Annotated in this window: 25 protein-coding genes, 1 tRNA gene and 3 pseudogenes; 12 read left to right on the top strand and 17 right to left on the bottom strand. The window is 68.0% G+C overall.

Annotated features, from left to right (window positions below):
- Nucleotides 1-60: 60 nt before the first annotated feature.
- Nucleotides 61-696 (bottom strand): annotated as a pseudogene (locus tag RV986_RS19505) (baeRF10 domain-containing protein); the annotation flags it as partial.
- A 135-nt stretch (nucleotides 697-831) separates the two neighbouring features.
- Between RV986_RS19505 and RV986_RS19510 the strand changes: the two are divergent.
- The 3 genes from RV986_RS19510 to RV986_RS19520 all read left to right on the top strand — a co-directional run bounded on the left by RV986_RS19510 (nucleotide 832) and on the right by RV986_RS19520 (nucleotide 4,084).
- Entirely contained in the window at nucleotides 832-1,893 is a 1,062-nt protein-coding gene (locus RV986_RS19510) for an ABC transporter substrate-binding protein (RefSeq protein WP_475918646.1), read from the top strand.
- 56 nt (nucleotides 1,894-1,949) lie between these two features.
- On the top strand, nucleotides 1,950-2,936 hold the full coding sequence (locus RV986_RS19515; protein ID WP_475918647.1) for a FecCD family ABC transporter permease: 987 nt from the start codon (nucleotides 1,950-1,952) through the stop codon (nucleotides 2,934-2,936).
- Nucleotides 2,937-3,076: 140 nt separating this feature from the next.
- On the top strand, nucleotides 3,077-4,084 hold the full coding sequence (locus RV986_RS19520) for a FecCD family ABC transporter permease (RefSeq protein WP_475924335.1): 1,008 nt from the start codon (nucleotides 3,077-3,079) through the stop codon (nucleotides 4,082-4,084).
- Between the two features lie 145 nt (nucleotides 4,085-4,229).
- On the opposite strand, the gene RV986_RS19525 is transcribed toward RV986_RS19520, so the two are convergent.
- Nucleotides 4,230-5,270 (bottom strand): NAD(P)-dependent alcohol dehydrogenase, encoded by a 1,041-nt coding sequence (locus RV986_RS19525; RefSeq protein WP_475918648.1) that lies wholly within the window; start codon nucleotides 5,268-5,270, stop codon nucleotides 4,230-4,232.
- Nucleotides 5,271-5,445: 175 nt separating this feature from the next.
- Between RV986_RS19525 and RV986_RS19530 the strand changes: the two genes are divergently transcribed.
- A complete protein-coding gene (locus RV986_RS19530) occupies nucleotides 5,446-6,336 on the top strand; it encodes a helix-turn-helix domain-containing protein (protein WP_475918649.1) in 891 nt (296 codons plus the stop codon).
- An 89-nt stretch (nucleotides 6,337-6,425) separates the two neighbouring features.
- Here the strand turns inward: RV986_RS19530 and RV986_RS19535 are convergent.
- Together RV986_RS19535 and RV986_RS19540 are read right to left on the bottom strand one after the other, a co-directional pair.
- Nucleotides 6,426-6,812, bottom strand: a pseudogene (locus tag RV986_RS19535) (group II truncated hemoglobin); the annotation flags it as partial.
- Between the two features lie 38 nt (nucleotides 6,813-6,850).
- Entirely contained in the window at nucleotides 6,851-8,131 is a 1,281-nt protein-coding gene (locus tag RV986_RS19540; RefSeq protein ID WP_475918650.1) for an RNA-guided endonuclease InsQ/TnpB family protein, read from the bottom strand.
- Between the two features lie 25 nt (nucleotides 8,132-8,156).
- Between RV986_RS19540 and tnpA the strand changes: the two genes are divergently transcribed.
- From tnpA to RV986_RS19555, 3 genes are all read left to right on the top strand, one after another.
- Nucleotides 8,157-8,588, top strand: coding sequence for an IS200/IS605 family transposase (tnpA, locus tag RV986_RS19545; RefSeq protein ID WP_467595250.1), 432 nt, complete (start codon nucleotides 8,157-8,159; stop codon nucleotides 8,586-8,588).
- Between the two features lie 352 nt (nucleotides 8,589-8,940).
- Nucleotides 8,941-9,300: a hypothetical protein gene (locus tag RV986_RS19550; RefSeq protein WP_475918651.1), complete on the top strand. Its 360-nt coding sequence runs from the start codon at nucleotides 8,941-8,943 to the stop codon at nucleotides 9,298-9,300.
- Nucleotides 9,297-9,548 (top strand): hypothetical protein, encoded by a 252-nt coding sequence (locus tag RV986_RS19555; protein WP_475918652.1) that lies wholly within the window; start codon nucleotides 9,297-9,299, stop codon nucleotides 9,546-9,548. The genes RV986_RS19550 and RV986_RS19555 overlap by 4 nt, the downstream gene beginning before the upstream one ends.
- Nucleotides 9,549-9,557: 9 nt before the next feature.
- Here the strand turns inward: RV986_RS19555 and RV986_RS19560 are convergent, their stop codons facing one another.
- Nucleotides 9,558-9,851: a DUF397 domain-containing protein gene (locus tag RV986_RS19560; RefSeq protein WP_475918653.1), complete on the bottom strand. Its 294-nt coding sequence runs from the start codon at nucleotides 9,849-9,851 to the stop codon at nucleotides 9,558-9,560.
- Nucleotides 9,823-10,686 (bottom strand): helix-turn-helix domain-containing protein, encoded by an 864-nt coding sequence (locus tag RV986_RS19565; RefSeq protein WP_475918654.1) that lies wholly within the window; start codon nucleotides 10,684-10,686, stop codon nucleotides 9,823-9,825. The genes RV986_RS19560 and RV986_RS19565 overlap by 29 nt, the downstream gene beginning before the upstream one ends.
- A gap of 190 nt (nucleotides 10,687-10,876) precedes the next feature.
- Between RV986_RS19565 and RV986_RS19570 the strand changes: the two genes are divergently transcribed.
- Nucleotides 10,877-11,119 (top strand): hypothetical protein, encoded by a 243-nt coding sequence (locus RV986_RS19570; RefSeq protein ID WP_475918655.1) that lies wholly within the window; start codon nucleotides 10,877-10,879, stop codon nucleotides 11,117-11,119.
- Between the two features lie 8 nt (nucleotides 11,120-11,127).
- Nucleotides 11,128-11,538 (top strand): ATP-binding protein, encoded by a 411-nt coding sequence (locus tag RV986_RS19575; RefSeq protein WP_475924336.1) that lies wholly within the window; start codon nucleotides 11,128-11,130, stop codon nucleotides 11,536-11,538.
- Nucleotides 11,539-11,626: 88 nt separating this feature from the next.
- Here RV986_RS19575 and RV986_RS19580 read toward each other — a convergent pair whose 3' ends face one another.
- The gene (locus tag RV986_RS19580; protein WP_475924736.1) at nucleotides 11,627-12,247 is read right to left on the bottom strand and encodes a hypothetical protein; all 621 of its coding nucleotides are present in this window, start codon (nucleotides 12,245-12,247) and stop codon (nucleotides 11,627-11,629) included.
- Nucleotides 12,248-12,259: 12 nt separating this feature from the next.
- Here RV986_RS19580 and RV986_RS19585 point away from each other — a divergent pair.
- Nucleotides 12,260-12,811: pseudogene (locus tag RV986_RS19585) on the top strand (HARBI1 family protein); the annotation flags it as partial.
- Nucleotides 12,812-12,849: 38 nt separating this feature from the next.
- Here the strand turns inward: RV986_RS19585 and RV986_RS19590 are convergent.
- The 3 genes from RV986_RS19590 to RV986_RS19600 form a co-directional block, all read right to left on the bottom strand.
- Entirely contained in the window at nucleotides 12,850-13,290 is a 441-nt protein-coding gene (locus RV986_RS19590; RefSeq protein ID WP_475918656.1) for a hypothetical protein, read from the bottom strand.
- Between the two features lie 100 nt (nucleotides 13,291-13,390).
- Nucleotides 13,391-13,954 (bottom strand): hypothetical protein, encoded by a 564-nt coding sequence (locus RV986_RS19595; RefSeq protein ID WP_475918657.1) that lies wholly within the window; start codon nucleotides 13,952-13,954, stop codon nucleotides 13,391-13,393.
- Between the two features lie 16 nt (nucleotides 13,955-13,970).
- Nucleotides 13,971-18,611 (bottom strand): RHS repeat domain-containing protein, encoded by a 4,641-nt coding sequence (locus RV986_RS19600; protein WP_475918658.1) that lies wholly within the window; start codon nucleotides 18,609-18,611, stop codon nucleotides 13,971-13,973.
- Between the two features lie 706 nt (nucleotides 18,612-19,317).
- On the opposite strand from RV986_RS19600, the gene RV986_RS19605 reads away from it, so the two are divergent.
- Nucleotides 19,318-20,658: an FG-GAP and VCBS repeat-containing protein gene (locus RV986_RS19605; protein WP_475918659.1), complete on the top strand. Its 1,341-nt coding sequence runs from the start codon at nucleotides 19,318-19,320 to the stop codon at nucleotides 20,656-20,658.
- 107 nt (nucleotides 20,659-20,765) lie between these two features.
- On the opposite strand, the gene RV986_RS19610 is transcribed toward RV986_RS19605, so the two are convergent.
- The 4 genes from RV986_RS19610 to RV986_RS19625 all read right to left on the bottom strand — a co-directional run bounded on the left by RV986_RS19610 (nucleotide 20,766) and on the right by RV986_RS19625 (nucleotide 22,106).
- A tRNA-Met gene (locus RV986_RS19610) sits at nucleotides 20,766-20,843 on the bottom strand.
- A 276-nt stretch (nucleotides 20,844-21,119) separates the two neighbouring features.
- A complete protein-coding gene (locus tag RV986_RS19615) occupies nucleotides 21,120-21,413 on the bottom strand; it encodes a DUF397 domain-containing protein (RefSeq protein WP_475918660.1) in 294 nt (97 codons plus the stop codon).
- Nucleotides 21,370-21,612: a Scr1 family TA system antitoxin-like transcriptional regulator gene (locus RV986_RS19620; protein WP_475918661.1), complete on the bottom strand. Its 243-nt coding sequence runs from the start codon at nucleotides 21,610-21,612 to the stop codon at nucleotides 21,370-21,372. Before RV986_RS19620 ends, RV986_RS19615 begins: the two co-directional genes overlap by 44 nt.
- A complete protein-coding gene (locus tag RV986_RS19625; RefSeq protein WP_475918662.1) occupies nucleotides 21,609-22,106 on the bottom strand; it encodes a hypothetical protein in 498 nt (165 codons plus the stop codon). Before RV986_RS19625 ends, RV986_RS19620 begins: the two co-directional genes overlap by 4 nt.
- 167 nt (nucleotides 22,107-22,273) lie before the next feature.
- Here RV986_RS19625 and RV986_RS19630 point away from each other — a divergent pair, with 167 nt between their 5' ends.
- Nucleotides 22,274-22,594 carry an ATP-binding protein gene (locus RV986_RS19630; protein ID WP_475918663.1) on the top strand — a complete coding sequence of 107 codons (321 nt, stop codon included), beginning with the start codon at nucleotides 22,274-22,276 and terminating at the stop codon, nucleotides 22,592-22,594.
- Here RV986_RS19630 and RV986_RS19635 read toward each other — a convergent pair.
- The 3 genes from RV986_RS19635 to RV986_RS19645 all read right to left on the bottom strand — a co-directional run bounded on the left by RV986_RS19635 (nucleotide 22,587) and on the right by RV986_RS19645 (nucleotide 24,085).
- The gene (locus RV986_RS19635; protein ID WP_475918664.1) at nucleotides 22,587-22,790 is read right to left on the bottom strand and encodes a hypothetical protein; all 204 of its coding nucleotides are present in this window, start codon (nucleotides 22,788-22,790) and stop codon (nucleotides 22,587-22,589) included. The genes RV986_RS19630 and RV986_RS19635 overlap by 8 nt on opposite strands.
- Nucleotides 22,791-23,042: 252 nt before the next feature.
- Nucleotides 23,043-23,591, bottom strand: a complete 549-nt coding sequence (locus RV986_RS19640; RefSeq protein WP_475924337.1) for an RDD family protein — start codon at nucleotides 23,589-23,591, stop codon at nucleotides 23,043-23,045.
- Between the two features lie 101 nt (nucleotides 23,592-23,692).
- Nucleotides 23,693-24,085 (bottom strand): hypothetical protein, encoded by a 393-nt coding sequence (locus RV986_RS19645; RefSeq protein ID WP_475918665.1) that lies wholly within the window; start codon nucleotides 24,083-24,085, stop codon nucleotides 23,693-23,695.

Raw genomic sequence — 24,085 nt, forward strand, 5'->3', positions numbered from 1 at the left:
AGCCCCCCCCTCGTGGAGCAGCCGCTTGAGCTCGCCGACGAGCCGCCGGTAGTGCCGTTTGCTCAACTCGTCGGCCTTGCCGCGGACCCGGTCCTCGGCGAGCCCCGCGGCGTAGTCGGGCCTGCGCAGCGTACGGTCGCTGATCGCTTCCAGTTCCCTGACCTGGTCGAGGTGGTACTCCCAGATCTGGGCGGCGTCCTGGTCCACGACGACCGCGCAGGTGCGGTAGTACTCGTCGAGCACCGCCAGCATCGGACGGACGTAGGGATCGGCGTCCACCACGACGCGCGCGCGAGTGCTCCGCGGCAGCCACACCTCCTCGTAGACGCCGTTGCCACTGCACGAGAAGACGACGACGGTCCCCGACCGACGGGGCGCACCGCCAAGCCTCTCCCCGATCTGCCCCCTGTCCCCGATCCGCTCCCTCTCCCCGATCCGCTCGATCCTCGCGATGTCGTCGCGGAGCGAGAGCCGTGCGGCGTGCTCCAGCGAGTGGTCGTCCGCGAGGGGCCGGATGCGGTCCAACAGGTCGGCGAGCCGGGCCCGGTATCCACGCCGGCCCGGCTGGTCGAGCTGGTCGGGCCGGTCTGACTGGTCTGGCTGGTCCGGATCCACCGGAAGGTACAGGGAGACCAACGGGAGCCCGTCCCCGCCGCTGAGCCGGAGAATTCGATCGACCTGCTCTTGCGTGATCATCGTCGCTCCTTGCCGCTTTTTCGAGCCGCACGCCACTGCGTTCCAGCTAACGCGGTGGGCGGTGCACCGGCAAACGCAACCTAAGGTTAGGCTGCCCTTACTGCTTGATCGGACTAGCGGACTATCGGAGTACTCGTGCGCACCTTGGGGTCGAAGGCCGTCCTGGCCGTTGTCGTGGTCGGCGGTCTGCTGACGGGATGTTCCTCCGGGAGCGGGGACGGGGACACGGGTTCCTCGAAGAGCAAGGGCACCGCCGCCGGTGACCGCAACCTCGTGGCCGGCGCCTCCGAGGGCCCCGCCGCCGCCCCCAGCGCGGTCGCCGAGGGGATGGGCGCGGGCAGCGCCAAGGACGGTGAATTCCCGCGGACCGTGGGGCACTTCGAGGGCAGTACGGAACTCAAGAGCGCGCCCCTGAAGATCGCCGCGCTCAGCACCGGCCAGCTCGACGACCTGCTGTCCCTCGGCGTCGTCCCGACGGTCACGACCCGCGCCGACAACGCCGGACTGGTGCCGGCCTATCTGAGCGACGCGTTCCCCGCGTACAAGAAGCAGTTGGCGAAGATGACCGACGCGGGCACCCGCGCCGCGCCCAATCTGGAGACGCTCGCCGCCGCCAAGCCGGATCTGATCCTGATCAACGACTCGCTCGGCGACCTCTACCCGAAGCTGTCGAAGATCGCGCCCACCGTCGTCACGGCCGGCAACGGCATCAACTGGAAGCGGGATCTGCTGCTCGTCGGTGACGCGGTCGGCAAGGGCGAGAAGGCGCAGACGCTGCTCGACGGCATCGTGACCGACGCCGCGACGCGCGGGAAGCAGCTCGGCGATCCCGCCGTGTCCATGGTGCGCTTCACGCCCGACCGGACGCGGATGTTCGGAGTGTCGTCGTTCACCGGGTCCATCGCCGTCGACATGGGGCTCGCTCGGCCCAAGTCCCAGCAGTTCAAGGCGATTTCGCAGGACATCGGGGCGGAGAGCATCGATGTCGCGGACGGGGACTGGATCTTCTACTCCGTGCAGGGCGACGCCTCCAAGACCGACGCGGGCAGCGTGCTCGCCGGACCGCTGTGGAAGTCGATGAAGGCGGTCAAGGCCGGGCACGCGGTGAAGGTCGACGACGACCCCTGGTACCTCAACGCCGGACCGACCGCCGCGCAGCTCGTCGTACGGCAGCTCGCGGACACCATAGGCAAGTGACCGGTCGCACCTCTACCTCTACCTCTGTCGCACGCCGCGCGTCCGCCCCGGCAGGCGTGCGCCGTGCGACCTGGCTGGGCGTAGCCCTCCTCCTCGCCGTCACCGCCGCCGCCCTCAGCCTCGCCGTCGGCACCCGCCCCGTCCCGCTGTCCACCGTCCTCGACGCGCTGGTGCACGGCGGGAGTTCACCGGACGCGCTGGTCGTACGGTCGCTGCGGGTGCCGCGGACCGCGATCGGACTGACCGCCGGTGCCGCCCTCGGACTCTCGGGGGCCGCACTCCAGGCGGTCACCCGCAATCCGCTCGCCGACCCGGGCATCCTCGGACTGAGCCAGGGCGCGGCGGCCGGTGTCGTCTTCGCGATCGCGCTCGGCTGGGCGAACGGCTTCGACGGGTACGTCTGGTACGCCTTCACCGGCGCCGTCCTCGCCGCCTGCGTGGTGTACGCCATCGCCTCCCGCGGACGCGGCGGCGCCTCTCCGGTGAAACTGGCGCTCGCCGGAACCGCCCTGTCGGCGATGACCGCGGGTGCCACGACCGTCGTCCTCACATCGAGTTCGGCCACGCTGGACCAGTTCCGGTTCTGGCAGGTGGGCGCGCTCAGCGGGCGCGACGCGAGCACGGTGGGCCGGATGCTGCCGTTCCTCGCCGCCGGTGCGCTGCTCGTACTGGCCTGCGCCCGCGGCCTGGACGCGCTCGCGCTCGGCGACGACACGGCCAGGGCGCTGGGTCACCGGGTCACGCTCGTACGGGCCTGCGCGGCGCTCGGCGCGACCGTGCTGACCGCGGCCGCGGTCGCCGCCGCGGGCCCCATCGCCTTCATCGGCCTCGCCGTCCCCCACCTCGCCCGCCGGCTCGTGGGCGGCGGCCACCGCTGGACCCTCCCCCTCTCCGCGTTCCTCGGCGCCGCGCTGCTGCTCGCGGCGGACGTGGCGGGCCGGGTGGTGCGGGCCCCCGCGGAGGTCCCGGCCGGGGTGATGACCGCGCTGGTCGGTGTACCGGTCCTGGTCGTACTGGTACGCCGGAAGGGGATGGCCTCGTGACCACGGCACCCACCACTCCCCCGGGACCCAAGACACCCAAGGCACCCAAGAAACTCAAGACACCCAAGAAACTCAAGACGCCCAAGGCACCCCCCACGAACAGCACCCCGACGTACCCGGACTCCGCCGGACTCGTCGTCCTGCGCCGCCGACGCCTCTCCCTCCTCCTGCACCGGCGCGCGGCCGCCGTCGTCACCGTCCTCCTCCTGCTCCTCGCGGGCGTGATGCTGCTCGCGGCCTGCGTCGGGCAGACGTACGTCCCGCCGGGCGAGGTCTGGCGGGTGCTGCGCGGCCAGGGCGGCCCGTACGACCTGGTCGTCGGCGAGCTGCGGGTTCCGCGGATCGTGCTCGGCGCGCTGGTCGGGGCCGCGCTCGGGCTCTCCGGGGCTCTCGTGCAGACCGTGACCCGCAACCCGCTGGCCAGCCCGGACGTCATCGGCGTCGGGCACGGCGCCGCCGCCGCGACCGTACTGGCGCTGGCCACCGGCACGGTCGCCTCCCCCGGCGCGCTCCCGGCCGTCGCCGTCACCGGCGGTCTCGCGGCCGCCGCGCTGGTGTACGTACTGGCCTGGCGGCACGGGATGCAGCCGAGCCGGTTCGTCCTGACCGGCGTGGGGATCGGCGTCGCGCTGTCCGCCGTCGTGCAGCTCTACCTCACCGAGAGCGAGCTGGCCGCCGCCGAGCAGGTCAAGCTGTGGCTGACGGGCAGTCTGAACGGGCGCGGCTGGGAGCAGGCGACCCCCCTCGCCTGGATCCTTCTCCTCTCCCTGCCCGCCCTGGTGTGGGCGAGCCGCGCACTGCGCCCGCTCGGCCTGGACGCCGACACGGCCGCCGCGCTCGGCGTCCGCGTCCAGCGCACCCAGCTGGGCCTGACCGTCCTGGGTGTGGTGCTCGCGGCGGTCGCGACCGGCGCGGCGGGCCCGATCGGCTTCGTCGCCCTCACCGGCCCGCAGCTGGCCCGCCGTCTCACCCGTACCCCGCAACTCCCGCTGGCCGCCTCCGCGTTGACGGGAGCGCTGATCGTGGTCGGCGCCGATCTCGTGGCCCGCACACTGGTTCCGCCGCTGGAGATCCCGGTCGGGGCGCTCACGTCCCTGGTGGGCGGCCCCTATCTGTTGTGGCTGCTGGGCAGGTCGGGCCGGCGCTGACCACGACGACCGCTGCCGTACGTACGGTGGAAACACCGAGGGCGCCGACCGGTCGTACGACCGGTCGGCGCCCTCTGCACTCCGTCCGCGACTAGCGCGACTAGCGCGACTAGCGCGACTAGCGCGACTAGCGCGACTAGCGCGACTAGATGGTGGCGGTGTCGATCACGAAGCGGTAGCGGACGGCGCTCGCCAGCACCCGCTCGTACGCGTCGTTGATCTCGGACGCGGTGATCAGCTCGATCTCGGCGCCGAAGCCGTGCTCGGCGCAGAAGTCCAGCATCTCCTGGGTCTCCCGGATGCCGCCGATGCCGGAACCCGCGAGGGTCTTGCGGCCGCCGATCACCGAGAAGAGGTTGAGCTTGACGGGCTCCTCGGGGGCGCCCACGTTCACGAAGGCGCCGTCCGTCTTCAGCAGCGCCAGGTAGGCGTCCAGGTCCAGCGGGGCGGACACGGTCGACAGGATCAGATCGAACGAACCCCGCAGCTCCTCGAAGGTCTTCGGGTCGCTGGTGGCGTAGTAGTGGTCGGCGCCCAGCTTCAGCCCGTCGTCCTTCTTGCGCAGGGACTGCGACAGGACGGTCACCTCGGCACCGAGCGCGTCCGCGATCTTGACGCCCATGTGGCCGAGGCCGCCCATGCCGAGGATCGCGACCTTCTTGCCGGGGCCGGCGTTCCAGTGCTTGAGCGGGGAGTACGTGGTGATGCCGGCGCAGAGCAGCGGCGCGGCCACGTCGAGGGAGAGGCCGTCGGGGATGCGGAGGGTGTAGTTCTCGTCGACGACGATCTTCTCGGAGTAGCCGCCGTAGGTGGGCTCGCCGTTCTTGTCGAGGGCGTTGTACGTGCCGACGCCGCCTCCGGTGCAGTACTGCTCCAGACCGGCCTTGCAGTTGTCGCACTCGCGGCAGGAGTCGACGAGACAGCCGACGCCCACGCGGTCGCCGACCTTGAACTTGGTGACGCCGGAGCCGACCTCGGAGACGATGCCGGCGATCTCGTGTCCGGGCACCATCGGGAAGATGGCCTTGCCCCAGCCCTCCTGGGCCTGGTGGATGTCCGAGTGGCAGATGCCGGCGAACTTGATGTCGATCAGGACGTCGAACTCACCGACCGGACGGCGCTCGATGGTGGTGCGCTCCAGCGGAGCCTTGGCGGCGGGGGCGGCGTACGCAGCAACAGTGGTCATGCCGGGGGTTCTCCTAAGGAGTGGTATGTCCTGTGCCCGGCTGCCTTCGGTCGGGCACGGTGTACAGCCTGCCGGACGCCAGGGGCTTCACCCAGGTCACGGCTTTGCGTACGTCTGCTGGTCCTACTACTGGCGGGGTCAGGCTCACCGGCGTACGACCGTGAATACTGGACGTATGGATGAACAGCCCTCTCCGCCCCTGGACCGGCGTGCCGAGCTCAGCGAGTTCCTGCGCACCCGCCGGGCCCGGCTGAAGCCGGAGGACGTGGGGCTGCCCGACTTCGGACGGCACCGCCGGGTGCCGGGGCTGCGGCGCGAGGAGCTGGCGCAGCTGGCCGGGGTGTCCGTCGCGTACTACACCCGCCTGGAACAGGGCAATGGACGGAACGTGTCGGCGGAGGTACTCGACGCGATCGCCCGCGCCCTGCGGCTGACCGATGCCGAGCATGCGCATCTCACCCACCTCGCGAAGCCCAAGGCGCACAAGAAGAAGCAGCCGGGGCGGCCACAGCAGGTACGGGGTGCGCTGCGGCAGCTGCTGGACTCGATGGACGGCATCCCCGCGTACGTCAGCGGGCGGCGCTCGGACGTCCTGGCGTGGAACCGGATGGCCGCGGCGGTGTTCGGGGACTGGTCGGAGCTGGCGCCGCAGGAGCGGAACTGGGCGCGGCTGGTGTTCCTGAAGCCCGAGTACCGCGATCTGTACGTGGAGTGGGAGCAGAAGGCGATCGACATCGTCTGCTTGCTGCGCATGGACGCGGGCTGCCACCCCGATGATCCGCGGCTCTCCGCCCTGGTCGGGGAGCTGTCGGTGAAGAGCGAGGACTTCCGACGGCTGTGGGCCACCCACGACGTCAAGGAGAAGAGCCACGGCGTGAAGCGGCTGCGGCATCCGCTGGTGGGCGACCTCTCCCTCCAGTACGAGTCGTTCCGGCTGCCGGACGACAGTGAGCAGTCGCTCATCACGTATCACGCGGAGCCGGGCTCCCCCTCGGCGGAGGCGCTGCGCCTGCTGGCCAGCTGGGGCACGGACGCGACGCGGGCGGGCGCGACGACGCCTCAGTAGCGGGTGCGCCTGAGTGGGGGCTGGGCGCGCAGTTCCCCGCGCCCCTGAAGGGGCGCCGGCGCGCATCTTCAGGCCGAACGGGGGTAGCCCTACGGCTGGTACGGCGGGGCCGCCCCCCACGTCCACCTCGGTACCGGCTGCTCTCCCGGAGGGGTCGCGTCGGGCCCGGAGAAGTAGACGGCCAGCCGCGTCCCCCACTCCGCGTACGCGAGGAACGCCGAGCGGAACTCGGCATCGGTCGGCAGCCCCGCGTCGTCCGCCGCGTCCTGGAGCAGATTGACCCACCGCCGCCGCTGCACCTCGGTGATGTTCTTGCCAAGATGCTTGGCGACCATGTGACCGTGGCCCCCCTGGCTCTCGGAGTAGGCGGGCGGACCGCCGAAGACCTCGCCGAGCCAGAGGGCGACATGGACGGCGTGTTCGGGGGCCAGACCGGCGAAGACCGGGGCCAGGACATCGTCCTTGAGAACCTTGTCTTGAAGTGCTCTCCCAGCTGAAGCAGGGAGATTCCCGCCTACCTTGCGGTGGCGGGCTTGACGCGCGGTGCGCGTCTGGCGACTGCCCTCCCGGCAGCCGGGATGAGCGCGTGGCCCATCCGGTACAGGTGCAGGATGTTCCGGGCTGCGTTGTGGTCGGCGTTGCCGGACCACCCGCAGTCGGGGTTCTTGCACACGAACAGGGCCTGGGTCTCCCGGCTGCCGGGTGTGGTGAAGCCGCACGCGGAGCAGCGTTGGGAGGTGCCCGGGGCGGGGACCTTGGCCAGGGTGCCGCCTTGGCGGTCGATCTTGTACGTCAGCATGGTGACCGTGCGGCCCCACGCCTCCCCGCTGATCGAGCGGTTCAGCCCAGATTTCTGGGCGACGTTCTTCCCCGGCTCCTCGATGGTCCCCTTGGCGGACTTGACCATGTTCGTGATCTGCAATGCCTCCACCACCGCAACGCTGTACGTGCGGGCGATGTCGGTGGTGGTCTTGTGCTGCCAGTCCGTGGCCCGGCGCTTGGCTTTTGCGCGCAGTCCTGCGATCTGGTCGTAGGTGTGGTGCAGACGGCGGGAGGTGCGTTCACCGGGCCTGCGGTGCTTCTCGCGGCGGGCGGCGCGCTGCTCCAGACCCAGGAGTTTGGCCTGTTCCCGGTTGGTCAGCCACTCGCCGTGCTCGTACGTCTCACCGTCGGAGAGGGCCAGCGGCACGGTGATACCGACATCGATGCCGGCCTCCGGCCCCTGGTGGGTTCCCGGCGCCTTTTCGAGGGTCTGGACGCGGAAGGCGATGTGCCAGCCGAGTGTGTCTTTGATCAGGCGCGCGCCGGTGATGCGGTTTTCCTTGCCGGCGTGCTTGCCGACGGGGAGGTCTTTGGTCCAGCGGAAGCGCACGCGGCCGATCTTCGGCAGATTGACCATGCCCCACCGGCGATGGACACGGACGATGTTCAGATCCCTGCCCTGCGGCACATCAACGGTCAGGGTACTGCGGAAGCGGGCCTTGAAGTTCGGGGCGTCCGCCCGGCCCTCCCAGCAGTTCTTCCACGCCTGGAAATACGTCTTCAACACCGCCTGCGCGGCCTGCGCGGGAAGGACGGCGAGGAAATCGATGTCCTGGCGGGCCTGGCGGATCGCGGTGTCCGCGTGTCCGAGAGTCCGCTTCCCCTTCGGCATCATCTGCCACCAGGCGTGCAGGAGATTCCACATCGTGCGGGACGCGTGCGCCTGATCGTCAGCCTTGAGTGCCAGGGCAGGCAACAGTGCCAGCCGGGCGCGGTGCCCGAACCGCCGCCCCTCCAAGCCGTGATCACTCATGGACGAAACTATACAGTATTGGCTTATGTCACCACGTTGGAATCCAAACCCCGATGTACGCACCGGTCGTCACGTCGTCTACAACCTCCATGTCCACTTGGTTTTTGTCACCAAGTACCGGCGGAAGGCGTTCACCGACGCCATGCTGACCCGCTGTGAGGAGGTAATGCGCGAGGTCTGCACGGACTTCGAGGCCGAGCTGAAGCAGTTCAACGGCGAACAGGACCACGTCCACCTCCTCGTGCACTACCCGCCGAAGGTGCAGCTCTCCAAGCTGGTCAACAGCCTCAAGGGCGTCTCCTCCCGCCGCCTGCGCCAGGAATACGACAGCCACGTCCGCCGGTACCTGTGGGGCGGACACTTCTGGTCCGGCTCCTACTTCGCCGGCTCATGCGGCGGAGCACCGCTGACCGTCGTACGCCAGTACATCGAGAACCAGCAGCGCCCCACGAGCTGAGGCAGACAGCACAGACCCGTGCTCACACGCGGGTCAGAGCAGTTCCGAGATGGCCTTCACCCCCGCCGTAAACGGCGGAGCACTGGCCAAGATCAGAGGTAGAAGACCTCGGTGAGACGGGCGAAGGCCTCGGCGCCCCCGGCCCAGGAGTACAGCGTGGGTGGTGGGAAACCAGTGGCGGCGCCAACTACGCGGTGAAGCGGTCCGTCGCCGACCTTTTCAGCTCGGCCCTGAAAACGGAGGCGCCGACACAGCCGCGGTGACGGTCTTCACTCCCTCGAAGCAGGCAGGCGTCTTCCGTACCGCCGCTGCCAGTACCGTGGACATCCGGAGACCAAGCGGAGGAACGCACGTGACCACGCAGCCCGACCACGGGGGGCAAGACCTCATCCCCCGGCCCGAACGGACCCCCGAAGCCGTCCGCACCGCCCTCGCTCGTGTCGCCCCCCACCGACTCGGTGACATGGAACGACACAAGGAACAAGCGCTGGCCACCGCGATCCAGGACGGCAACATCGGCCACCTCCAGGCGTGGCTCACCCACTGGCACGCGCAGGTGGAGATCGAGCGCCGCCCCGACCTGTCCGCCCGACACCACGCCGCCCTCGCCGACGTGCACGGCACCACCGCCAAGGACGATCCCGCGTTTCGGCGCGGCATGAACGAACTGGCTGCCGTCGAGGACGAAGCCGTGCGGGCGGTGTCCGCGTGACCTGGGAGTGGGAGTACGACCCGGACGAACAGCACGTGATCGGCGGCGCCCCGCCGGCATTCGTGGCCGAGGTGGAGAAGAAGGCGGACGAGTTGGTCCGTGCCGCAGCCGCGTTCTACCTCGACGGATCCGGCTACCAGGGAGAAGGCCCGAAAGGCGGGTTCGCCCACGTCCCCGGCGGGTTCTTCAACCATCTCATCGTCCCCCGCCACGAACGCCTCTACATCATGCAGGTGACCTACGTCTGAAGCGGCTTCTCAGGCGGTCGGTTCGTCGCCCTTGAGAGCCGCGACGAAGGGGGCCCAGGCGTACGCTGGGAGAATGAGGGCCGGGCCCTCGGGGACCTTGGAGTCACGGACGGGGACGAGGCCCGGGAGACCGTCGGCGACTTCCAGGCAGTCCCCGCCGTCACCATTGCTGTAGCTGGACTTGCGCCAGAGGGCGGCGCCGGGGAAATCGCTCGCCACCTCTACGCACTCCCCGCCGTCACCGTTGCTGTAGCTGCTCTTACGCCACAGGGCGTCACTCAAGTCGACCCGGTTGCTCGCCATTTCGGTAATCCTCTGCCGCTGCCTTGATCATGGCCAGGGACGCGCCCGGTGACAGCGCGACGGCCCTGAGCCGATCGTATGCCTTGCGGTACTGCTTCACGAGAGCCGGTTCGTCGATGGTGTCACCGCTGTACGACGACTCCATGTAGACCAGCGGCGGTGCGTCAGGGAAGGTCATGACCTTCACGGTGCCGGCCATGAGGGGGTACGGCCCGCAGGTCCGCGGAACAATCTGCGGAACGATCCGGTAGCACTCGGCCAACTCCACGATCCGGTGGAGCTGTTCGGCCATCTCCAACGGTGGGAGGAGTGGCTCCCGCAGCAGGGACTCGTGCAGGATCGCCCAGTACTCGGGGGTGTGATGGTCGTTCTTGAACAACCGCGCCCGCGCCATCCGGGCGCTGACCTTCTCCTCGACCTCCTCGTCGGAGGCCATGGGATGGGCCGCCCGAACGAGGGCACGCGCGTACGGGGCAATCTGGAGCAACCCGGGGATGACGCTGGGGCACCACTCCTCAATGCTCTCCGCGAACTTCTCCGCCTCCAGCACCTGCTCGAAATACCAAGCATGGCCTGCCCGATGCGCCTTCCGCACATCCTCACAACACCGCTCGAAGAACCCGTCCGTCTTCAGCGCCTTGTCCACATGTCGGGCAAGGTCAAGCGGCATGCGCCGCTTCCCGTGCTCGATGTCGCTGAGGTAGGACTTGCCGAAGAAGCTCCCCTCGACCATCTGCTCCAGCGTGAGCCCGGCGGCCTCTCTCTGCCACCTCAACTCCTTACCGTAGAAGGTAGGGACGCTGGAGGAGCCGTCGATGTCCTTGCGCTGAGCCATCGTTCACCGCCATGGGGGGTCTGCGGCCGTCAGGTTCTCTTTCCACTTCCACTTCCACGGTTTCCGCGACTCCCCCGCCCGCTTCCGCGGTTCACAACGGGAACGCGAAACCTCTATCACCGTAGGTCAAGTCACGCCAGAGTGTGAGCGATTCGTCACAGAGAGCACAGAACAGAAAGGCGAACAGCTCATGCCCGACCACCCCGACGAGTACTCCGGCAACCACCCCACCGCCGACGACATGACCCACTGCGTAGAGGAACTCCGCACCGCACTCGCCCTGCACGGCATCACGCTGCCCTCCCTCCGCGTGGACCTCCCGTCGTTCGCCGGCACGTACGCCCCTCCGGCGGGACTCATCGCCCTGGGGAACTGCAACACGGCCACCGCCCGCAAGCTGGCCACCACCCTTCGCGAGCTGGCGCCCCAGTGAACCCACGGATCCAACCAAGCCCACCCAGCCCACCGGCCCCACCGCCCCCGCGCCACCCCGAGGCTCTCGAACTCAGCCTGTTCGCCCTCCCCGCGGCCGTCCCCGTACTACGCCGCCGGATCCACGACCACCTCGGCGACCCGAGCATCGAAGTCCAGCTCTGCGTCAGCGAGTTGGTGACCAACGTCATCGACCACGTGGGCGAGGGCACACCGGTGACCGTCCGCGTCACCAGCACGGACAGCGGTCACACCCGGGTCGAGGTCACCGACCCCGACCCTCGCGCCCTCCCCGTACTCCTGCACGCCACCCCGACCGACGAGTCCGGACGCGGCCTCGCCCTACTGGACGCACTCACCCGGCGGTGGGGCGTGGTGCAGGGCGCCGACAACAAGACGGTCTGGTGCGAACTGGAATGACCGGCAGGGTTTGATGCCGCCCGTCGCACACCCCCGAACGTGGCCGAGGCACCCAGCGGCCGTCATGCCGCGGTCCTTTGAGGGACCCTCAGGCCCACAGCCTCGTCACGGACGCTACAGATCGGTTTGCTGCCGAGTCGGCGATCGACGAAGGGGGCCAATACCTTGCGCGGTAGCGCGGGGCTTCCGCTCCGTTTCCGGTCCACGACCCTGTCCAGACGCCCAGCCTGCCCAGAAGCCGGAAGAACAGCTCCTCCGCGAAGTCGGTGTCCTCCACGGCGAAGACCTCAAGGAGGCCGGGCGGGTCGGGGGTGAGGCCCGCCTCCCTCGCCCAGGCGACAGCGAAGCGGGCTGCCGCCTCCGGGCGCGGGAACTCGGCGTCGAAGTCCTCGTCCTCGCAATAGGCCTCCGCGGCCTCCCGCACCAGACAGGACCGCCAGTGACCGGCTCGGGCGGAGAAGCTCTCGACGAAGACGGTGTCGCTGTCCAGTACGAAGCCGGTCAGCGCCGGCACCCCTGCCTCCTTGGCCAGTTCGGCGAGCAGGACCGGGCCCTCGCCCGCGGGCTCCGGGCCCGGATACCGGCCGACCTGCCAACCGCCGGGCGGGTACTCATGCTCGTCGATTCCGTCATGCCGCTCGACGACGGCCTGAAGCTCGTCCAGCGGTGTCCCACTGCGACACACAACGTAGGAACCCCAAAAACCCATGCTCAGCCATCCTCTGCCACGCTGGAACGCGCCGTGGCCGCCGGATACACCCACCTCAACCTGGACGGCACCGTCATCCGCACCGACCGCGTCGCCGCCCCCGGCCCGGGCGGCGCCGACCTCTGGTGGTCCGGAAAACACAAGCACCATGGCGGGAACGTGCAGGTCATCTCCGCCCCGGACGGCTGGCCGATCTGGGTCTCGCCGGTCCGTCCGGGCAGGGAGCACGACACCACTTGCGCCCGCCACCACGGCCTGATCGACGCCCTCAACCGGATCGCCACCGAGCTGGACATGCCGACTCTGGTCGACCTCGGCTACGAGAACGCCGGCGACGGCTTCCGCCACCCCGTCAAGAAGCCCGCCGGAAGCGAACTGACCGAGGCCCAGCAGACCTACAACAAGGTCATTCGCGGCATCCATGGCGTCTGCGAACGCGCCAACTCCCTGCTCAAGACCACCTTCAAGGCCTTGCGCAGAGTCAGCCTCGACCCCAGTCGCATCACGAAAATCGCTGCCGCAGCCCTCGTCCTGCTCCAGATCGATCACGACCGCATGATCTGAACGATCACACAACGCCGTGATCCATTACTGGGAAAGGTTCAATCACTCAAAGACAGGTCTGACAACAGTTCCACAGCTCTCCTCAATCGCCGAACATCGAGGTCTTGACTCCACCCGCGCAGCTCGCACTCCGCCAGGAGAGGTTTCATCGCGGAAATCATTCGCTCACAAAGCGCAGCACGCGGCAATTCACACTCGACCTCAGCCCCCTCCCCGAGAGCCTGAATTTTCACCCTACCAACGACGGGTGAGAGGGTCACCGAGAAGGGGCCGTCATAGAAGCAGACAAACCCCTCCTCCTCGTATCTGATGCAGTGATGAGCAGCACGGGAAAGTGCAGCACAATAGGCCACCACGATATCGTTCCAGTAAGGCTCCGGGAAGGCGACTCCGTCAACCGCCAGCCACATATTCCCCCAGATAGCCCCCGATGCGGCACGCTCGAGAGACTCAGTCTCGATCTGAATTTCTAGTTTCATCCCCAACCTATCGGGTAAACCTTTTCAATCGTCTTGGTGGTCTTGTACACCCAAATCTCGAGCGTCATTCCTGCACGAAAACCAAAACCAACCCTTGAGGCTAAGGGCCGTCGAGCCAGCGACGGGCCGCAGCACTCTCCGCCGGGTGCCCGATTTCACCTGTTGCCACCCATTCGGCAAACTTGCGAAGGACTTGTGAATTTCTCAGTTCTTTCAGTACGAACGTACTGATCGCGGACTCCCAGGTGGTACCGCAGGAAAGAACTGACCCATCAAGCGATAGCATGCGAAATTCGGGGCGACAGCACCCGCTTCCAAGCGGGCCGGAAGCACCTCTCCCCATAATGTCCCACGAGTCCTGCAATTCCACGCAGATCCACTGCGAAGGACCGTCCTCATTAGGGGTAAGCGCGACCAGGAACCGGCGATCGGCCTCAGTGAAAAGGCCTGCTTCGACCGACAGCCGGTACCAGTCTGCGTTCGCCTTCTCGAGCAGCAGCGGGTCCTCGATGTCCACCAGGGACTCAGTCCGGCCGTCCTCAGGAGGACAGCTTGGTGCCTGACCAGTGACAAGGGGGGGAACGAGCCCGCCCAGGTCGCCACATTCCTCCAGCACCAGGAGACCCGCTGCGGCAAGAGATTCCTTCAGTTCCATTTCATCCATCTCGGGATCTCTACGGTTACGGCACGTACTGGCCGAGAAGGTTGGCGTAGCCGTACTCGATCACGTTGTTGTAGTTATGGCCGAGCACGTACCCGACGGCCCCATCGCTTCGCACGAGCACGCGGGTCCGGGACGTGGCAGAGCCCACACCAGTGAAGATGGTCGCATGGTACCAAGGGCTGTTGGTATTCCCGTTTGCGTTGAACCAATCGGGCCCGTCGCTGTTGATCCGCTGGGTGACCCGACCGCTTTCAATGCCGTTCACCGTGTTGTGAACTTCCTTCGGAATCTTCGCCCAGGCCTGCCGTCCGGCATCGATCCGCTTCTGCACCTTATCCGCATGGTAGGGATCGCCCTCGAACGCGGGAGATACCGGACCGCCCTCCTCGGAAGCAGCCACCGGCGACTTCCCCTTGCCACCGCCCGTTGCGACGCTGCCGATCGCCGCCCCGAGGCCAGCCGCATTGGAGCCGGGACTCAGGCCGTGCTGCTCGCCCCATGCCTTGTACCGGTCGGTGAGGCACTGGCCCTCCACCACGCAGGCGGGCGTGTACAGGGCGCTCGTGAGGTCGATGATCGTTGTGAGCGGCATGCCCAGGCCGAACAGGAAGTTGCCCACCAGGTTGCTGTTGTTCGCGGCGGCCGCCCACTGCCGCACGGTCGGGTCGAGGGCCCAGGTGGGGTCGTAGTACGGAACCGGGCCGGGCACGGGGACGCCGCTCGACGTAGTGGTGCCGCGCACGTCGAAGAGGGTCTCGTCGCCGCCCGATGAGGGGACTACTCCGCTGACGTCGGCCGTGCCGTCGTTCTTCGAGGCGTAGCAATAGATGCCTGGATCACTGCAGTTGTCTCCCGCGTGCCCGCACTTGAGACCGCCGCACGGGTCGAGCCCGGCGGGGTCGGAGAGGGTGGCGGGGTTGTTGTTGGCGTAGGTGTAGCCATTGAGGGACTGGGCCTCGTCGAGGTTGAGGAGGGGATCGACGCTGATGAAGCGGCCGGTCGACGGGTCGTACTCGCGGGCGCCCAGGTGGGTGAGCCCGGTGCCCGTGTCGGCCGTCTTGCCGAGGAAGCCCTTGTCGTCCTTCCAGGTGCCGGTACCACCTGCGCGGGACTGGCCGAAGGGCGTGAAGTAGCGCTTGGTGACGGCCTGGTCGGTGGCGGTGATGGCCAGCGTGGAGGTGCCGTGCTGGTCTCCGGCCTGGTACAGCAGGGTGTTGGTGCCGGATTTGTTGGTGCGCACCGCGGCGGTCGAGCCCGCGACCGCGTAATGGCGCTGAGCCCAGATCTTCGCCGTGCCGGAGCTGGTGTCGAGGTGGACCTCGGTGCTGCCGAGGTAGAGGACGCTCTCCCCGGAGGTGTTGCGCCTGATCAGAAGGTTTCCGTCGGCGCCGTAAACGTACCCGGTGGTGCTGGTGCCCTCGACGAGCGTGCCGAGGCCGCCCTCCTGATTCCAGGTCAGGGACTGGGTCGCGGTGCTGTCCGGGCGAGTGATGGTGTTGCCGGTCACGTCGTATCCGTAGACCGGGGTGACCCCGGTGCAGGAGGCCGCAGTGGTGACGGCCGTCAGCCGGTGGGTCTTGGTGCTGTCGTAGCAGTACGTCTTCTTGGTGTCGCCGGTCGTGGTGTGGGTGGTGTCGGTGGCCCGCAGACCGGAGTCCTGGTACGTGTACGAGGTCCAGTAGGGGCTCGCGCCGCCGAGGCCCGTCGTGGTGCGGCCTGACACAGAGCAGTCGGCGGTCTTCGGGGTCCAGGCCTCAGTGAGCCGCTGGTGGCCGTCGTAGGCGAAGCACTGGTTGTCCGCCGCCGACGTCCCGCTCAGGGTGGTGGGGTCGGAGATCGAGGTGACATTGCCGGCGTCGTCGTAGGTGTAGTTGAGCTCCTGGAGCTCGCGGGTCTGGTCGGCGACCACGGACTGGGTGAGGCGTCCAGTGCCCTCTTCGAATTTGTTGGCGACGGACACCTTCTTGGTACCGGTGGCGGTGGACGTGCCGAGGATCAGCCCTTCGGTCTCTCCGAGCGCCGAGTAAGTGGTGCCCAGGACGTATCCGCTCGCGCCGGACAGAGCGGTGGGCAGTCCGAGGCCGTTGTAGTCCGTTTCGACCTGCTCGGCGGCAAGTCCGCCGGCGGCGGGCTCCTTGGCGTAGTGCTGGGTGCCGTCGATGTTGTAGTACGAGGAGAAGTCCAGAGTGGCGGACGGAACCGCGCCGGAGGTCACCAGTGGGTCGCTGGCGGGCAGGACCAGTTGGCTGCCCACCGCGTGGTACATCGCGTCGTAACTGGTGACCTTCTGGGTGTAGGCCGTGCCTGAGCTGCCACTCCCGCCGACGTAGCGGACGGAGGTGTCGAGCTGTCCCTTGGCGGCGGTGTCGTAGGTGTAGGCGGTGAGCTGGTTGGCGGGAACCTGTTCCTCGGTGGTGGAGGTGAGGTCGGCCGAGGACGGGGCGCTCCAGGTGCCGGAGATCCGGCCGAGCGGGTCGTAGGCGGAGACGACCACCCGTCCGGCGGCGTCCTTGGTCCAGGAGACCTGGTCCAGGTCGGTGTACCCGTTGGTGGTCGTCCCGGTGTCCGGGTCGGTCGCCGAGGTCGTACGGCCGTAGAGGTCGTAGCCAAACGACCAGGCGGAGCCGTCCGGCCCTTTGACCGTGAGCCTCTTGCCGTCCGGTGTGTAGGTGAGGGCGGTGGAGGTGTAGGCGGCGCCGGTGCCGGCCCCGTAGGCGGCGTCGGCCGGGGAGGTGCCGGAATAGTCGCGCCGCTCGATGGTACGGCCCAGGGCGTCGGTGATCACGCGGGTCGCGGAGCCGCCGGCCAGGGCTGTGGTGGCGGTGGAGTCGCCGGTGTAACTCGTCGTCGTGGCCCAGCGTTTGACTCCGTAGATGTACAGGGTGCTGTTGGTGGGCCGTTCCGCTCCGTCGTAGGCAGTGGCGGTCTGCTGGGATGCCTCGCCGTACTCGGCACGGGTGTAGGTGCTGTTCGGGGTCTTGTCCTGGTCGAAGATGTCGGCGTACGTCTCGTAGGCCATACCGCGGCTGTCGTAGCGGGTGTCAGTCAGCAGCCGGCCGCCGAGCGGGGTCGGGGACTGGGTCTGCAGGGTGCGCAGTAGCGAGTCGTAGACGGCGTAGGTGGTGTTGTAGGTGTCGCCGTCGGCCTTCAGGGTCGACACGGACGACCAGGAGGGGGCGTCGGCAGTGAGGGAGTAGGCGTAGGTGTAGCTGGCGGCCTGGGAAGAGGAGTGAGAGCGGTTGGGCAGCCAGACGGCGGTGACCCGGCCCAGCGCGTCGTACGCGGTCTCGGTCAGCTTGGTGTTGACGTCGTAGACCTTGGTCGGGGTACCTCGCGCCGGGTCCAGGTAGGTGTAGCTCTTGTAGGTCTTGGCGTTGGTCACGACCACGCGGGTCAGCGGGCCGGCGTCGGCCGGTGTGTAGGCGGTCGTGATGGAGGCGCCCGCGGCGTCGGTGACGGTCAGCGGGCGGCCGAGTTTCGCGGTCGCCGTGTCGTACGTCGTTCTGTTCACCGTCTGCCAGGCCGTGGGGTTGCGTTCGCTGCCGGTCGCCGAGGCCGGGTACGCGGAGGCCCGGCCGGTCCAGGTGGCGAGTCCCAGGGTGGGCGTCTGGCTCGCGCTCCAGGCGGTCGCCGAGGTGTTGTCGTAGACGGTTGCCGTGTCGGAGAGGACGTCGCCGGCGGTGGCGGAGGAGGTCGGCAGTGACAGCGCCGTCTCCGCGACCGAGCAGGGCCGGCCGACCGTACGGCTGAGGGAGACCAGGGAGTTGATGCCGATGGTGTCGTTGCGCGCGTACCAGGTGCGGGTGCAGGTCTCGTCGCCGGACTTGGCGGTGTCGCCCTGGTCGTCGACGGTGGTGGCCATGCCGTAGTCGTCGTAGCCGGTAGAGACGGCACGGGTGCGCCAGGTCGAAGAGGCGGTCAGATAGGTGTGGGTGGTGGTCTTGGCGCCGCGGACGTAGTACGCCTCGGTGTCGGCGTACGACTTGTGCTGGGTGGCCGTGCGCTTCGACCACGGGTCGTTGACCGTCACGGAGACGGGCGTCGAACCGTCGTAGGTGATCTGCTCGCGCAGGAAACCGGTGTAAGGGTCGCTGTCGATCTGGTCGGCAACGTCCAGCCCGGGGACGTCGACGCCCTTGACGGTGGCCGAGCGGCGGGCGTCGGCGTCGAGGTCGCCATCGGCGTCCAGGAGGCGGTCGCCGTTCATGCCCTGGAGGTAGACCGACACGGTCTTGGACCGGGTGGTGCCGGTGCCCTTGGTGGTGGTCACCGTGCCGTAGCCGCGCCAGACGGACCAGGTGCGCTCGTCGGTGGGGGTAAAGGGGTTGTCGTCGTAGTGCCAGGCAGGGGCAGCATACGAGTACTGGCTCTCGACCGCGTCGTTCGTGCCGGTGGGGTCGGCGACATTGACTGCGAGGACGCGGTACTTGTGGAACCAGTCGATCGACGCGTCCTCGGCCCCGTTGATGTGCCAGAACTGCGGGTAGCAGGACCTGGTGTTCTCGTCCGGGGCGCTCGGCATGACGGAGCCGCGCACGCACTCCGGTTCTGAGAGGGTGACGCGGGTGATCGCACCGGTCTCGGAGGTGACGCTCTCGATGCGGGGACGGGACAGCGGCAGGATGTTGTCGGTGGCGTCGACCCGGTTCTCGCGCATCTGGTACGTGAAGGTCGCCGGGGGTAGGGCGATGTCCGTGCCGTTCTTACCGGTGTGCTTGATGCTCTTCAGCGCCAGCGTCTGGTCGCTGGTGTCACCGATGTCGCCGCCGTCCAGGTATTGCTGCGTCAGCGTCCAGGTGTCGACGGGAGTGAACGCGCTGCCGGTGGCCGACCACGCCCAGGTGTCGATCTGGGTAAGCCGCTTACGGGTGAATCAGCGGAGTCGGGGGTCGAACAGGGGGCCTGATCGGGTGACCGCACGGGCGCCGGCGCATGAAGACAGGGCACCACAACCGCGGTCGCCACGACGGCGGCGATGACAGGGTGCTGCTTGACGGCGTTGTGAAGCTTGTGGCCTGCATGGGACAGGTGGCAGGAGAACGACCAGCCGCAGTTGTGGTGGGAGCCGCCGCCCTCGCCGCCCCCATGGTGCGTAGCCGGAGCACTACCCAGCCGCCCCTGCCCGGCCTCCGCGGCCGCGGCCCGTACGGTCGACCGGAAAGCCACCGGCTCGCATGCAACCCTTGCGCGTCATCGATGGTCTCCTCCTCAGCGTGCATCGTCGGCATGGACGCCGAGGACAACCCCGACAACTCCCGCCACCCATCCGCGATACACCTCACCGGTGGAAGCCGAGAGAGCCTTGCCCCCCACGATGATCTGCCCTGCGGGCACCACCTCACCAACCGAGGAGTACACGAACTTTGAGCACCAGAACGACGCTTGCCCTGACCACGGCCATGCTCGCCGGCGCCCTCACGCCGCTGCCCTTCGCCTTCCCGGCCGCGGCCGCCGCCGCCAAGTACGCGGACGACTTCAACGGGGACGGGTACCGGGACTACGCGTACGGCTCCAGCGTCACCGATGCGGGAAATGACGGCTCCGGAACGGTCGGCATCATCTACGGCACGGCTACCGGCCCAAACGGACGCAAGCAGAACATCACCCAGAACAGCGCGGGTATCCCTGGGGCCAACGAGTGGGACGACGGCTTCGGCAACGCGATGGCCGGCGCCGACTTCAACCGGGACGGGTATGCCGACCTGGCCGTGGCCTCCTACGGTGAGGACGTCGGCGGACGCCCCGAGCAGGGCGGCCTCATGATCATCTGGGGGTCGGCGGCCGGTCTGTCCGGCGGCACCACGGTCGCGAACAAGGCACCCCAGAGATACGGGCAGTTCGGCCTCGACCTCGCCGTCGGGGACTTCAACGGCGACGGCAAACCCGACCTGGCCACGCTCAACAACCACACCGCGTACGTCTATGTGGGCTCGTTCACGAAGACGGGCTTCAGCGGCAAGGTCACCAAGCTGACCAACGACCGCATGTTCGCCGAGCACCTGGCCGCCGGAAAGGTCACCAAGGACCGCGCCGCGGATCTCGTGGTGGTCGGCGGCGTGGACGGCAGCCAGCACACGGTCACCGGCGCCTGGTTCGTCCGTGGCGGCAGCACGCTCACCCGGGGCAAGACGCTCAAGCTGGGCAGCGGTGAGGACACCAGCTGGGACGTCGACACCCAGATCGCGGACTTCAACAAGGACGGGTACGGCGACATCGCCCTGGGGCACCCCAACGCCACGGGCAAGGGCGGCGTCCTCGTCTGGCGCGGTGGCTCCACCGGTCCCGGCAGCTTCGTCCGGATCGACCAGAACACCCCCGGTGTCGCCGGAGCCGCCGAGGCCGGTGACCGTTTCGGCGCCCGGATCTCCGTGGGCGACGTCAACAAGGACGGCTACCTGGACCTCGCCGTGGCCAGCCCGGGAGAGAACATCGGTGGGCACGCCGACGCGGGTGCCGTCCACATCCTGCGCGGCAGCGCCTCCGGGCTCACCGGCTCCAAGTCGCAGTACTTCGACCGCTCCAGCTCGGGTGTGCCGGGGGGACTGGAGACCAACGCGAGCTTCGGCGAGCGTCTGCGACTGCGCGACTCCGACCGCGACGGCCGCGCCGACCTCTTCCTGGACAATCTGCGCCTGCGCGGCACCTCAAGCGGCATCACGACGTCGGGCATCAAGGATGCCGTCTCCTCGGACTTCCTGCAGTAGCGGCGACTCCGCCCGCCCCGGGGATGCCCTTCAGCGAACCGCAGCGTAGGGAACAGCCCCAAATACTTCTGGCCCCTTCGACGCCTGGGCGTCGAAGGGGCCAGAGTTGGTAGCGGGGGCAGGATTTGAACCATGCGACCTCTGGGTTATGAGCCCAGCGAGCTACCGAGCTGCTCCACCCCGCGCCGGTAGGACCACTCTACGTCAACGGCCGGCCGAGTGCGCGCAATTATCCGAGTGGAGGCCACCGGGGCGAGGCTCCTCCACACCGATTGCTCGGCGGCAAGAGCCGGCCATGTACGCACGCGCATGGATCTGCATCGCTCGCTGATCAATCGCTGGAGACGGCTCAGGCGGTCCATTGGTTTGGGTGCCCCGCACGGATTGAAGGAGGAGAAGTCGTTGCCGGGACCGTGGGCAAAACTCCCCGGACCCCCTCGAAGCCGCGGCTACTCCCTCGTTCAGGAGGTCGGTTCGTCGCTCTTGAGGGCCGCGACGAAGGGGGCCCAGGCGTACGCGGGGAGCATGAGGGCCGACCCCTGGGGGACCTTGGAGTCACGTACGGGGACGAGGCCCGGAAGGCCATCGGCGACTTCCACGCAGTCCCCGCCGGAACCGTTGCTGTAGCTGGACTTGCGCCAGACGGCGGAGCCGGGAAAGTCGCTCCCCACCTCTACACAGTTGCCACCGCTGCCGTTGCTGTAGCTGCTCCTACTCCATCGAGCGCCACTCAAGTCGATCTGGTTGCCTGCCATTTCGGTATTCCTCTGCCGCCGCCCTGATCATGGCCAGGGACGCCTCCGGTGACAGCGCGACGGCCCTGAGCCGATCGTACGACTTGCGGTACTCCTCCACGAGCGCCGGTTCGTCGATGGTGTCTCCACTGTGCAGCGACTCCGTGTAAACCAGCGGCGGGGCATCGGGGAAGGTCATGACCTTGGCAGTGCCGATCATGAACTGGAATGATCGGCGTCGACGCGCAACACGATCTCGCTCGGGAGGGCGCCCCACAGCCGGACCAACTTGCCGTTGGGATTGGTGCGGGTCTCCTCCAGCAGGGTCCTGCGATCCAGCAGGCGCGTCATACGCGGCAGAGCCCCATCAGTGAGGACGCGCGCCAGTTCCCGGCCGCATGCGTCCCGGGTCTGCGGCTCGGCGAAGGCCCAGCGGGTCCGGAACGGGTCCTCCTCCTCCGGCTGGTGCGCGACCTCGGCCGGCGGCATCACCGGGCAGGTCGCCAGGGCGCCGCTGGCGTCGGGCGCGGGCGCATTGGCGTACTGCCGGGTGATGAACTCCCAGTGAGGCAACGGCACGATCCAGAATCTGACGTCGAAGACGTACCGGTCCGGGTCGACCGCGTGGGTGTCGAACCGCATCACCAGGCGATCGCCATGCGGGACCGCCAGGGTGAAGGTCCTCCCCTTCTTCGCAAAACCGGCCACCTTCATAACCGGCACCACGTGCTGCTTGATGAGAGTGTCCAGGGGGTTCTGTCCGCTACGCGCCTTCCTGCTCACGCCGCCAGGTCGAAAAGACAAGCGGCAACCCCCACTGCGATGCCCCCGCCCGCCGCCGCACCCGACTCCGGGGCGAAGTCCAGCTGTACGTCAGCGAGTTGGTCACCAACGTCATCGACCACGCGGGAAAGGGCACACCAGTGACCGTCCGTATTACGGGCGGCACGCACGCCGACCACACCAGGATCGAGGTCACCGACCCCGACCCGCGCGCCCTCCCCGTACTCCTGCACGCCACCCCGGCCGACGAGTCCGGACGCGGCCTCGCCCTACTGGACGCGCTCACCCTGCGGTGGGGTGTGCGACAGGGCGAGGGCAGCAAGACGGTCTGGTGCGAACTGGAAGGCGAGGGCCACCGTGCTCCGCTGCCCGCCGAGCCACCAACTGACTCCATCACCAGCCGGCACACACTCAGGTGAGCCCCTGCGCCTGCCCGAAGACGTACCGCACAAGCTCCCCGTCCTTCGTCGGAACGGCCAGGTCGTACGTACCGTCGGCCGCAACGAGTTCATAGCGCTCGAACTTCGGCGCCATGGGCACCTTTTCGCCGGTGAGCTTGAGCCCGAAGGGCGCCTTCAGGGTCGCGCTCCTGTCTCCCCGCCGGTCGCTCCACACCGGCGCCTCCCCCACAGCGAGACGCAGATTACCCCTGCCGAAGCCGCGCGATCGGCTTGCCTCGGCCGACCGAGACCACAGCCGCCCCAGCAATGCTTTTCGTGAACCCCACAACCTGAAGCGGCTGCCCGTTCTTGAAGTCCTCGATGTCCTGCGCGGGCGTACGCCGCCGGATCCACGCCCACCGCAGCAGCACGTCAAACGCGGTCTCCGTCCCCGCAGAACGCCGCACCGCCTTCATCCCCTGCCCCATCAATCCCCCACTCCCGCAACCGCCGGCCACCGCACCAGGACGGTACGCGCCGCGCGGTCCAGCTTGCTCTGATGATACGAAGCCCGATCCTTGGACATCTGGGCCAGGAAGATCGCGCCAACCAACAGATTCAGTACCGGAATCGACAAAAAAGCAGCCTTGTCGAACTCCCGGATGAACGCGTCTCTCCATGAGGGCGACAGCGTCCCGTCCGACCACAGTCGGACCACTCGCAGCCCGAATATCCGTTTGCCGACGGTCGCACCCCACCAGTGCACCAAAGGCACGCAATAGACCAGCCCACCGGCCATGAACCCCACTGGCACCAGAACCAACAGTGCGGCGCCGTCAGTTGACTCCGCCACCAGGATGAAGCCGAGGAACGCGAACACGGACGCGATCACCGTATCCACCAGCCGCGCCGCGACCCTGCGCCCGTGAGGGGCCAGCACTAACACCGGAGTGCCGGTCGCGCCCACTGCCGCACCCACATCCACGACGTACTCCACCAGCGCCCCGTCCGGCCGCGTTCCCCGCAACGGGTCCATACCGGCCAAGTGGTCTCTGTACCACTGCCTCCCCATCGCCCTGGCAACCATGGAAGGGACCCTCTCAACGCCCTCACGATTTACCACAGCTACCCCACTCATTAGACGACCTGCCATGCGACCTGTATTGCCGAGCGCGCCAGCGACGCATCGACAGCGTCGACGGGCGGATGCCATTCAAACCTTTGCATCCGCTCAATGAATTCCGCCGGCAGCTCCACGCCATGGCGCCCCACATAATGCGCGAGGTCTCCACGCCAAACCCAGGATCCGTCGGTGAAAAGTGACGAGCAGCCCACAAGATTCTCACCACAGCCGAGCAAACACTGTTCGGTCTCGGTAAATTCAACAATTACCGGCGAGCTGGAAAGATATGAGACGACAAGAGGAGCATCCCTCTGCCACTCGACGGAATCAGAGCGCGCGATTTCATTGATCCCCGGAAGGCTAACCGGCCCCTCAAAGAACTCTCGAACAAATCCGACCCTACGCAT

Source organism: Streptomyces sp. RLA012 (assembly GCF_056270325.1).

Coding starts and splice junctions, on each gene's coding strand:
- RV986_RS19595 (WP_475918657.1), bottom strand. CDS start 13,954: ATGGATGAAATGGAACTGAAGGAATCTCTTGCCGCAGCGGGTCTCCTG.
- RV986_RS19580 (WP_475924736.1), bottom strand. CDS start 12,247: ATGGGTTTTTGGGGTTCCTACGTTGTGTGTCGCAGTGGGACACCGCTG.
- RV986_RS19560 (WP_475918653.1), bottom strand. CDS start 9,851: ATGGCGAGCAACCGGGTCGACTTGAGTGACGCCCTGTGGCGTAAGAGC.
- RV986_RS19620 (WP_475918661.1), bottom strand. CDS start 21,612: ATGATCGGCACTGCCAAGGTCATGACCTTCCCCGATGCCCCGCCGCTG.
- RV986_RS19615 (WP_475918660.1), bottom strand. CDS start 21,413: ATGGCAGGCAACCAGATCGACTTGAGTGGCGCTCGATGGAGTAGGAGC.
- tnpA (WP_467595250.1), top strand. CDS start 8,157: ATGTCACCACGTTGGAATCCAAACCCCGATGTACGCACCGGTCGTCAC.
- RV986_RS19590 (WP_475918656.1), bottom strand. CDS start 13,290: ATGAAACTAGAAATTCAGATCGAGACTGAGTCTCTCGAGCGTGCCGCA.
- RV986_RS19570 (WP_475918655.1), top strand. CDS start 10,877: ATGCCCGACCACCCCGACGAGTACTCCGGCAACCACCCCACCGCCGAC.
- RV986_RS19625 (WP_475918662.1), bottom strand. CDS start 22,106: ATGAAGGTGGCCGGTTTTGCGAAGAAGGGGAGGACCTTCACCCTGGCG.
- RV986_RS19565 (WP_475918654.1), bottom strand. CDS start 10,686: ATGGCTCAGCGCAAGGACATCGACGGCTCCTCCAGCGTCCCTACCTTC.
- RV986_RS19645 (WP_475918665.1), bottom strand. CDS start 24,085: ATGCGTAGGGTCGGATTTGTTCGAGAGTTCTTTGAGGGGCCGGTTAGC.
- RV986_RS19525 (WP_475918648.1), bottom strand. CDS start 5,270: ATGACCACTGTTGCTGCGTACGCCGCCCCCGCCGCCAAGGCTCCGCTG.
- RV986_RS19540 (WP_475918650.1), bottom strand. CDS start 8,131: ATGAGTGATCACGGCTTGGAGGGGCGGCGGTTCGGGCACCGCGCCCGG.
- RV986_RS19600 (WP_475918658.1), bottom strand. CDS start 18,611: ATGCGCGAGAACCGGGTCGACGCCACCGACAACATCCTGCCGCTGTCC.
- RV986_RS19640 (WP_475924337.1), bottom strand. CDS start 23,591: ATGGACCCGTTGCGGGGAACGCGGCCGGACGGGGCGCTGGTGGAGTAC.
- RV986_RS19530 (WP_475918649.1), top strand. CDS start 5,446: ATGGATGAACAGCCCTCTCCGCCCCTGGACCGGCGTGCCGAGCTCAGC.